The 9,547-nt window shown below is 59.7% G+C and carries 10 protein-coding genes; 2 read left to right on the forward strand and 8 right to left on the reverse strand.

Translation table 11 applies throughout. The features are described from left to right. Positions 1-33: 33 nt before the first annotated feature. The 7 genes from ACTHV6_RS06105 to ACTHV6_RS06135 form a co-directional block, all read right to left on the reverse strand. A complete protein-coding gene (locus ACTHV6_RS06105) occupies positions 34-882 on the reverse strand; it encodes a DeoR/GlpR family DNA-binding transcription regulator (RefSeq protein ID WP_441386396.1) in 849 nt (282 codons plus the stop codon). A gap of 211 nt (positions 883-1,093) precedes the next feature. Then, entirely contained in the window at positions 1,094-1,387 is a 294-nt protein-coding gene (locus ACTHV6_RS06110; protein ID WP_441386397.1) for a type II toxin-antitoxin system RelE/ParE family toxin, read from the reverse strand. Next, a complete protein-coding gene (locus ACTHV6_RS06115; RefSeq protein ID WP_441386398.1) occupies positions 1,384-1,617 on the reverse strand; it encodes a type II toxin-antitoxin system ParD family antitoxin in 234 nt (77 codons plus the stop codon). Before ACTHV6_RS06115 ends, ACTHV6_RS06110 begins: the two co-directional genes overlap by 4 nt. Positions 1,618-1,703: 86 nt before the next feature. Beyond that, positions 1,704-2,117 (reverse strand): PIN domain nuclease, encoded by a 414-nt coding sequence (locus tag ACTHV6_RS06120; RefSeq protein WP_441386399.1) that lies wholly within the window; start codon positions 2,115-2,117, stop codon positions 1,704-1,706. Further along, a complete protein-coding gene (gene vapB / locus ACTHV6_RS06125; RefSeq protein ID WP_441386400.1) occupies positions 2,111-2,329 on the reverse strand; it encodes a type II toxin-antitoxin system VapB family antitoxin in 219 nt (72 codons plus the stop codon). The genes ACTHV6_RS06120 and vapB overlap by 7 nt, the downstream gene beginning before the upstream one ends. 199 nt (positions 2,330-2,528) lie before the next feature. Beyond that, positions 2,529-3,575 (reverse strand): NAD(P)H-dependent glycerol-3-phosphate dehydrogenase, encoded by a 1,047-nt coding sequence (locus tag ACTHV6_RS06130; RefSeq protein ID WP_441386401.1) that lies wholly within the window; start codon positions 3,573-3,575, stop codon positions 2,529-2,531. A gap of 83 nt (positions 3,576-3,658) precedes the next feature. Continuing rightward, positions 3,659-5,251, reverse strand: a complete 1,593-nt coding sequence (locus ACTHV6_RS06135) for a xylulokinase (protein ID WP_441386402.1) — start codon at positions 5,249-5,251, stop codon at positions 3,659-3,661. A 322-nt stretch (positions 5,252-5,573) separates the two neighbouring features. Between ACTHV6_RS06135 and ACTHV6_RS06140 the strand changes: the two genes are divergently transcribed. Both ACTHV6_RS06140 and ACTHV6_RS06145 read left to right on the forward strand, forming a co-directional pair. Continuing rightward, entirely contained in the window at positions 5,574-6,701 is a 1,128-nt protein-coding gene (locus ACTHV6_RS06140; protein ID WP_441386403.1) for an o-succinylbenzoate synthase, read from the forward strand. Beyond that, positions 6,698-8,665 (forward strand): hypothetical protein, encoded by a 1,968-nt coding sequence (locus ACTHV6_RS06145; RefSeq protein WP_441386404.1) that lies wholly within the window; start codon positions 6,698-6,700, stop codon positions 8,663-8,665. Before ACTHV6_RS06140 ends, ACTHV6_RS06145 begins: the two co-directional genes overlap by 4 nt. A 477-nt stretch (positions 8,666-9,142) precedes the next feature. Here the strand turns inward: ACTHV6_RS06145 and ACTHV6_RS06150 are convergent. Next, on the reverse strand, positions 9,143-9,547 hold a 405-nt coding region (locus tag ACTHV6_RS06150), incomplete at its 5' end, for an HNH endonuclease (RefSeq protein ID WP_441386405.1).

The following is a 9,547-nucleotide window of genomic DNA, read 5'->3' on the forward strand; positions in this document are numbered from 1 at the left end:
AACAGTCGTGCCGGTGGAGAGTGCGAACCCTCATTATTCCCCAATTGTCACTACGTCTACGCCGAGTTCGGCGAGCTTGTCGAGTTCTTCCTGAGGGGTCTGGGCATCGGTGATGACGGCGGAGAAGGACTGAACCGAGGCGAACTTGTGGAGCCCCGTGCGGGTGAACTTCGTGTGGTCCACCATGAGCACCGATCTGGCCGCTGTTTCGACCATCGCTCTCTTGGTTTCCGCCACGGCCGGATCAGGGTGATAGCAGTAGCCGCCAGCGATGGCCGTGACGGACATGAGGCAAATATCGATGCCGAGGCTCTGGATGTTGCGTACCGTCATCGGCCCAAAATACGCGTCAGCCCAGTTGTGGTAGTCCCCGCCCAGATGAATAAGGCTGATGTGCGGATCGCTGATCAGCCCCTCCTCGATGAACCGAGCATTAGTTGCCACGGTCACGGGCGCGAGCTCGCGCAGCCCCGGCAACAAGTGCGCACTGGTTGTTGAATCGTCCAGCAGCACCGCATCGCCTGGATGGACGTATGTGAGGGCTGCGGATGCGATCTGGTCCTTGAGTCTGGTGTTTTGCCCCAGACGGAGTTTTGAGGATGTTTCGACGAGCGATGATGACGGAACGCTCACCTCCCCGTACGAACGAGTGAGCATTCCCTGATCCACTAATTCGGAGACGTCACGGTATACAGTCATCGTTGAAACACCGAGGTTTGCGGCCAGCCAGTCCACGGTTGTCACACCCTCGTGAATCACGAGGGACACGATCTTCCGAAGGCGTACTTTTCGCGCCTGTGGGATGCGCTTGCTGGAGGCAGGCTGGATGCCGCGTGGGTTAAGTGGCGTGTTCTCAGTGCTGTTCAGGTGTTCGGTCGGCAAGGTGAGCTCCTAGGAACGGGTGGCCATGCTCCGGCGCTGAGCATGCGTTGCTCGGACGCCGGTCATACGATCATACAGTGCTGCGGGCTGAGCGGAATTGAGCCCGGGGCATCATTCTGGATCGTAATGCGCAGATAGGTCCGCATATATCCGAGCTACTTCCGTATGCCGATCTGGGGCCACGGTTTAGGCGCCTTGAGACTCTTGCAGGTCACAGTATATGGCGTGTGGAGTCCATCCTCTGGTGCAGGATTCGGATAATATCCACGCCTTCGTTCGTTTCCACGAAGAAGAGGAGGTGGCTCCCAATCGCATAACGGCGGTACCCGGTGCGGATTTCATCGCATGCGGGCCCTCGACTGGGATCAACGGCGATACGCTCGATCGCGTTTCTGATCTCGTTCACGTATGTTTCTGCTTGACGCTCGCTCCAGTGATCCTTTGTAAAATCCCAGATTGACGACAGGTCATGCTGAGCCGCGGGAGTGAGACGGTAGGCGCTCATGACTTCTTGGCGGCAATGAACGCATCGAAATCGAAAGATTCTGCTTCTCCGCTATTTTCCCCATCGATCAGCGCCGCACGCAGGGCGGCCATCTGAGTCTCATGATCCTCTAGGAGGCGGAGGCCGGCGCGAACAACCTCACTCGCGGACTGGTAGCGCCCAGAGGAGACTTCGCGAGAGAGGAAACCGGAAAGGTGATCATCGAGGCTGATTGAAGTGTTGGTACCCATGAGCTGATGTTACCAATATTTGGTACACCGGTCGATGGCGAAGGGCTTCGCCGTCGTCGTAATAGATCTCGGCGTCGGAAATCTGGCTAGAAGTCTCCCACCAGGCGTTCGGTAGCTTGTCCAGTGACGGCCGCGATCAGCTCGAAATCTTTGTCAAGGTGCAAGACGGTGTACTCTGCGATTTCAGCAATGCTGGCGATGATAAGATCTGGAACCTTGACGGCGCGGTGATAACCCTCTGTGGCCAAGAGTCCTTGCACCTCGATGACACGGTTTTCTGCAGCTGGTGTCATAAGTTCCGGTACTAAGAGGCTCGTGGGTGGGTTGAGGATGGTTTCATCCCAGTCTGCGCCGGAGCGCGCGGAAAAGCCTAGCTCCAGCAGCGTTACGGTGGCGGCCGCAACAAGTCCCCGATTGATCCTGTCCATCCAGAGTTCGAAATCTGACGAAAGGGGAATCCTGACATACGCGGACTTGTCAATCAGCCACTTCGTTACCATGCTCTAGACATGATCTGTGGGTCAAGGGCGTCAGAAAGAAGTTCGGATGCCCGGACAAAGTCTTCTTTCGAGCCTTGCGGGCGTGCACGGCGAGCCAGATTTGTGGTTTCTCGTCTTAGGAGTTCATTGCGCGAGATTCCGAGCCGTGCCGCGAGTTCATCAATTGCTTGAACGTCTGATTCGTCTAGGTGCCTAATGAGAAGGTCGGTCATGTTCATCACCTCCGATATCACACGATATCATTCGGCAGGCTTTGTGTGAAGGGTGGGATTCGCTGATTCGGATCAACATGGCGAGACCGGTAGCCAACCGACGGGACGGGGCCCTGCGAATCGAAGTTCACAAGGCCCCGCCACACGCTCTGCTTCACGAGTCTCTGTCTGGACGAGTCCAACAGCGAGCCGTTACGGCTTACGGCCGTGCGGGGAGCACCGCCCGGGTGACGGCGCCCAACACATCATCGACGTTGCCTTGGAGGATGGTGTTGATGGCGTGCAGGAGCGGGAGCTGATCTGCGATGTCGCTCGCGCGCTGGGACACGAGGGTCATCGCTAGGCCGGTGGCCGGCACTCCTTCGACGGTTTGCTCGAGGCGCGTCATCTCTTCGAGAGCCTCCGTGGGCTGCTCGCCGCGGCCAATGCGCACGCCGTACACCTTGTTGCGGCCGGACAGCCCGGTCACCTCAAGATCGCCGACGCCCGGCAGATCGTATGCCGTTTCCGGCTTGGCCCCCAACTTCGCCCCCAGAAGAGACATCTCGCGGATCGCCTGCGCGAACGAAGCAGCCTTGAGGTTGTGGTGGGGGACGCCGGTGGCCTCCTCCAGCCCATCGGCGATGCCCAGCGCGATCGCATACACGTTCTTCATGGGGGCGCAGATCTCCACGCCCACCTCATCGCCGGATGCGGCAATCGCGTAGTGGGGTGTGCGGGCGGCACGGGCGGCGGCTTTGGCAACCTCGATATCGCGGCAGCCGTACATCGTGGCGGTGGGCTTAGCATCGGCGCATTCGTTGGCCTTGACCGGGCCCGCGATGGCCACCACGGGTGGGAGTTCAACTCCGAGTTCGCCAGCTATGCGGCGCAGGGCGTCCGGCAAAAGCTGGATGTTGCCGTCCGGATCTGGGCAGAAGCCCTTGGAGGTCATCCAGATAGCCTGCGCGCTTCCGAGGAGCGGCAAGGCCAACTTAGCCACGCCGGGAACTCCATCGGAGGAGACGGACATGACCACCACATCGGCGCCCTCCATCGCCTCCGCCAGCTGATCGGAGCGGAACGTTGTGACCTTATCGGAGATCACCACGTTGATGCGGGGATGGGGCTGGCCGGCCTCGATCGCGTCAATGAGGTGATCATCTAGCCACGTGCCCCACAGGTGGACATCCCAGCCTGCGTCCACCAGTGGGCGGGTGAGCGCCGCACCCATGGCGCCAGCGCCGAGAACAGTAATTCTCTGCATGAAATCTTCCTTCGTTTTTGGGGGTCCGGTGAGGACCCGATGACATCGTACGTTGTGTTGAGGACCTTGTGTTGAGGACCTTGCTAAATCTCGGCCTTCGGCGATTCTGGCTTCGTGGAGGGGTAGCGCTCGGCGATCTGATGGAGTTCCTCGAACGTGTCCTTGAGCTGGGGGTAGAGGTTCTGCTGAACGGTGGCGACCTCACGGTAACGCTCGTGCATCTGCATGTCTGGTTTAATGACATCGCCGAATTGAGCCATCGCCTTGGCGGAAGCGGCAACGTTCGGAACGCCGTCCTGTACAGGCTCATGTGCCCCAATCGCAGCCATGGCAAGGACAGAAGCGCCAAGCGCCGAAATCTCATCTTCCGCACACACCGTGATTTCAATGCCGGTGGTGTCCGCCATGATCTGGCGCCACAGCATGGAGCGGGTGCCGCCGCCCATCGCGCGCAGGGACGTGATTTTGACTCCGGTGCCGCGTTCGATGGCGTCTAGGTTATTGCGCATCTCGAATCCGATGGACTCGAGGATAGAACGGTACATGTGGGCGCGAGAGTGTGTGCCGCGCCAGCCAACCACTGCTCCGCGAGCAACCGAATCCCAGTACGGGGACTGGACGGCGTTCCAGTAGGGGAGAGTAATCAGGCCTTCGGCTCCCGGTGGGATCTGGGCGGCAGCTTCGTCCAGTGCGGGATCCGGTTCGCCCAAGAGCTTCGGATCGCCAAGGGTCTCGCGGAACCATCCGGCTAAGTAGGAACCTGACGATTGCAGCACTTCGAACACATAGTGGCCGGGCATACCCGAATCGAGGGTACGGAAAATCGGATCGTAAATGTATTGGGAGGCGTCCACGCCGGCGTTGACCGCGGTACCCAGATTGAGGTAGGCAACGTTGGCCTCAACGGCGGCGGCACCAACGCCTGCCGCCTGCCCATCGCCCAACCCGGAGACGACCGCCACGTCCGGGGAGATATCCCATTCGGCGGCCAGTTCAGGCTTAACGTTGGCCACGATCGTGGCCGGTGGAACCAGCTCGGCCATCTGATCGCGGCGCACACCCGCGATGTCCAGAAGCTCATCGGACCATTCGCGCTTTTCAATATCGAACAGGCCCAGTGAATCGGCGCAGGCTGTTGAACTCACCCAGCGGCCCGTCAGGTTGAACGTGATGTTGCAGGCAACGTCAACCACCTTATCGGCCTTCTCGAAGTACTCAGGATGGTTTTCCTTCACCCACGCCATCTTGTAAATGCCGGGCGTTACGCCGGCCGGCTTGCCCGAAAGCTCGTGGATGTGCTCACTTCCGTACTTGCGGATTTGCTCTGTTGCGCGGCCGTCCAACCAAAGGATTCCGGGGCCCACCGGAGTGCCGTCGGCGAGGAACGGGGCGAAGGATTCGCGCTGGTGCGTGATGCCAATGGCCTTGATGCGCTCGCGGAGCTCAGGTGTCAGCGATGCGAGGACTTCGCTGACGGTTTCGTGTGTGGTCTCCCACCAACGCTCGGGATTATGCTCATAAAAGTCCATCGCAGGAGTGTGAAGCTGAATGTTTCGCTTGGCCGTCACGAGGACGTTTCCGGCAGTATCCACCACAATCGCCTTCGTGGATGTTGTGGAGGAATCAAGGGCAACTACGAGTGGGCCGGCGGCTGGCGTTTGGATTTCTTCAGTCATGGTGTCTCTCTCGTCTCTGAAACGACACGTCAACGCGGCTTACGCTGACTCTTGAATTATTAGGTAGCGTGTTCAATTTCGCAAGAAAATTGTGAAAGTTGGGTGTGGACGTATTCCCGCGGGGTGGTTGGGATTTTTCTCTTTCGACGACGACGGCGTACTCCGCCCCGCCTCCCGTCCGGTCCGGCGATGAGGATTCCGTGGTGGCAGCGGCGAGCGTTTTCTCCGATACGTGTGTCCGGGTCCGGTCGAGTATGCGCTCGAAATATCTGAGGCACGCCTGCCCAGTGCTAGATCAGACGTGCTCCCTTAGACTTGACGAGTGACTTCAACAGATGACCTAGGCGCTACTTCGCGCCCCGTGGCCGTGCCAACGCTTTACCCTGTTGCCCCTGAACGATGGTCCCGTACGGTTCGTGCGTGGCTTGCTGCCCGCGGGATTGATGAGACGGTGCTATTCGACGTCCCGATGGTTACCCAGTTTCGTGGTGTGACAAGGCGGCGCGGCATTTTGTTGCATGGCCCGGGTGGTTGGGGAGAGTGTGCCCCCTTCGAAGAATATGGCGCGGCAGAGTCCAGCCTGTGGATGCGGAGTGCTGCTGAGGCTGCCAGCAGCGGACTGAACATCCCGTCCGTGCGAAATCAGGTCCCGGTCAATGTGACGATTCCGGTTATTTCAGCCGAGGAGGCAGCGGCCCGCGCTGCTCAATCCGGTTGCCGGACAGCGAAAGTCAAGGTGGCAGATTCTCGTAGCAATCTAGGCGAGGACGTAGCCCGAGTACGGGCTGTTGCGGAATCGTTGGCTGAGCGGCACGGTGATGATGCGCGCGTGCGGGTTGATGCCAACGGCGCGTGGAGCCGTGACGATGCGATCGATGCCATTGCCGCGTTGGGCCAAGCGGCGAAGCCCGTTGGCGGCCTCGAGTACGCCGAACAGCCCTGCATGAGCGTGGAGGATTTGGCGTGGGTGCGTTCGCGTACTGACGTTCGCATAGCCGCTGACGAATCAATACGGCGTGCGGATGACCCGTTTCGCGTGGTTGAGCTAGGCGCTGCGGATGTTGCCGTCATCAAAGTTTCCCCGTTGGGCGGGGTGCGGCGCGCGCTTTCTCTAGCCGAACAGCTTCCCATTCCGGTTGTGGTGTCCTCCGCACTCGACACATCAATCGGACTCTCTGCCGGAGTGGCGCTCGCGGCCGCACTGCCTGAGCTGGACTTCGCCTGCGGACTGGATACCGGTACCTTGCTGGGTGCGGATGTTGTTGGTGAACCTTTGCGTTCCAGCGGCGGATATCTGGACTTGGATCGTGCCAGAAACGTTCTCAATGCCTCCTCGCTTGTGTCGATCAGCGGTGGGGATCACACGAGCGCAGGCGCCCGAGAACTCCTGACGTCCGGTTGGATCGATCGAGTTGAAGCGATGGTGGATTTGGAACCGAGCATATTGTGAACGAGAATCCCTCCATCCTGACCGCGCGTGAAATTGTTGCCGCCCTGATCGGTTGCGGAGTACGCCATGTGGCCTACTGCCCCGGCTCGCGTGACGCCCCTTTTGCCTACACACTCGCGGCTGCCGAAGCCGCAGGAGATCTTGAGGTGGCAACGTTTAGCGAAGAACGTGGCGCTGGCTTCTGGGCGATCGGCGCATCCAAGGCAGGCCGGGTTACCGGAACGGGACCCTCGAGTTTGAATTCCCGACCCAATCGCGGTTCTCCGGATAGCTCGTGTAGTGCTTTCTCTTCCGATGCGGTACGTGCTTCCGTTGCTCGGCCGAACACCAGTGAAAGCTCAAACGCTCGCGCCCGTCAGGTTGTCAACACGGTTGCGGTCATTACGACGTCCGGCACGGCAGTTGCAGAGCTTCATCCAGCGCTCGAAGAGGCATACTTCCAGGGCCTACCGATCCTTGCGATCACCGCGGATCGGCCGCATGAAATGCGGGGAGTAGGGGCGTCTCAAACCACGCATCAAGAAGGTATCTTCGGCTCTAGCGTTGTTGTGTCTGATTCGCTGCCGGCATTCGAATCGGTGAGTGAGAGCGTGCAGCTGAGTATCCGAAACCGCGTGGGACGCCTTGTGAGCTCTGCGCGAGGCTTTATGGGACAATCGGGTCCGGCGCACCTAAACGTCGCCTTCCGCGAGCCTCTCATTCCTGTGGGTGCCGCCGAGAAAGCGCCCGAATTCCCCTCGTTGCGTTTGCCCCAGATCGAGACTGCTGAGCGGAGTTACCCTGCGTGGGATGCAGTGGTCGCGGCTGATCTGCGCACGGTTGTGGTTGCCGGAGATGGAGCGGATAGGTCCGTTGTAGAGTCGGCTACCACCCGCGGCATTCCCGTTCTCGCTGAACCAAGTTCCGGTGTGACGGATTGCGGGACGTGGATTCCATACGAACAGTGGGTCATTGGCGTTCTGGGGGAGCAGATCCAACAAGTGGTTGTCACGGGCCGCCCTACGCTCTCCCGTCCAGTTGGTTCGCTCCTCAACCGCCCCGACATACGTAAAATCATCGTGGCTACTCACCGCGAGTGGGTGGATATTGCCGGAACTGCCGCAGTTGTTGTTGAAGGGCTAAGTGAACTGAACGAAACGGACTCGGATGAGGCAAACGAATGGTTGACGCTTTGGCGGGACACTGCGGCGCAGGTCGAGGCACGGGGATTTGGTACACCCGTACTCACACCCGCAGCTCCTTCCGCACCCGCACCAGTCCTCAAGTTTTCACGTACTTCCGGCTTCGAGCCTGCTGATACGCAAGATCGAACTGGAGAATCTAACGGGATCTTGGATAACGGGCCCGTCGTCGCCAATTCTCTCTCGCTGCTCACGGCTTGCAGGATGATCTGGCAACAGAGCAACGATTCATCGCTTTGGTTGGGTGCCTCCAACACGATCCGAGGGTTCGATCTTGCGGCTGGTGCCCCTGGCCGCGGGGATGTGTACTCCAACAGGGGGCTCGCCGGTATCGATGGGACCATAGCCTCTGCACTCGGCCTTGCGATGGCCAGCCGGAAGCCGGTGCGAGCGGTCATGGGCGATATGACTTTCGCCTACGATTTGGCCACTTTGGCTCAACGGCCCGAAGGACCGGAGGGTTCGGAGGGATCGGAGGCGGCTCCGGACATTCAGCTGATCGTCCTCGACGATGGTGGCGGTTCGATTTTCGCCTCGCTGGAACACGGTGCGGCACGGCAGGATCTCTATGATCGTTTCTTCGCGGTGAAACCGCATCTGGATGTGGGCGCCGCCGCGCGAGCGGCTGGTTGGGCTGCCTGCTCTATCTCCTCGCTTGACGATCTTGGAGAAGAACTACAGCGCCCCATCCGCGGTCGCTCGGTTCTCCACGTCCATATCCCCTGGCCAACCGAGGAGATCGCCGCCGCCCGAACTGCAGTAGCACGAGCTACCACTGCCTGAACTGTCACCGCCTGAATTGTCAGCTCTCGAATTGTCACCGTTCAAGCAACTCGCTTCTTATCCCATCGTCGATTAGTCCTCGACTTCCACAGTTAGTGAGCTCCTTTACTTCCACGGTTGGGGGAGCTCCTACACTTCCACCGTTGGTTTGTTCCTTCACTTCCAGTGTCGTTTAGTTCCTCGGGTCCCATCGTCGAGTAACCGTTTAGCGCTACAGGCTTTTGTCCCGCAGCATAGGAGACGGTCTCTCTCTTGATCGGATTGCCCCGTTAGGTATCCCAGTTTGCTGCTTCACGTATCGCCCTGCGTACTGCGGAATCTACCTGTGCTGCTTCGAACATCCGCACTCTCACGTGGCTTCGGGTATCTGGGTGGTGATCCGCGCGAGAAGTGGGCCGTCAAGGATAGAGTCACGCAGTGTCGGGAAGCCCGGGTCGCTCTGTGCCGCCGTACCGAGCCAGTATCCATGCGCGCTATCTAGGCGGCTTCGAGGATGGTGGTGTGGTGGGTGATGCCGACGAGTTCGCCGCTCGGTTCGGTGAAGGTGAATCCTCCGGCATGGTGGGTGATGATGACCTGTTTGGAGTGGACGTAGCGGTGGTGGTGGAAACACAACAAGACAGCGTTGTCCATCGTGGTCGGTCCGCCTTTCTCCCATTGTTGGGCATGATGAATCTGGCTGACTTCTATTCCTCGTGAGCATCCCGGGTATCGGCATGACCGGTCGCGGGCGGCCACGGCTCTGGCTTGCCTGCCACTGAACAATCGTTGGGAACGAGACGTATCGATGGGTTCACCGTGAGCGGTCAACACAACCCTCGCAATATCTGAGTCGCAGAGTAGTTCGGCGAGCTGGGTTGGGGCCAGCGGTGTCCCATCCGA

Origin of the sequence: Ancrocorticia sp., assembly GCF_052089425.1 — a bacterium.
GTDB lineage: Bacteria > Actinomycetota > Actinomycetes > Actinomycetales > Actinomycetaceae > Ancrocorticia.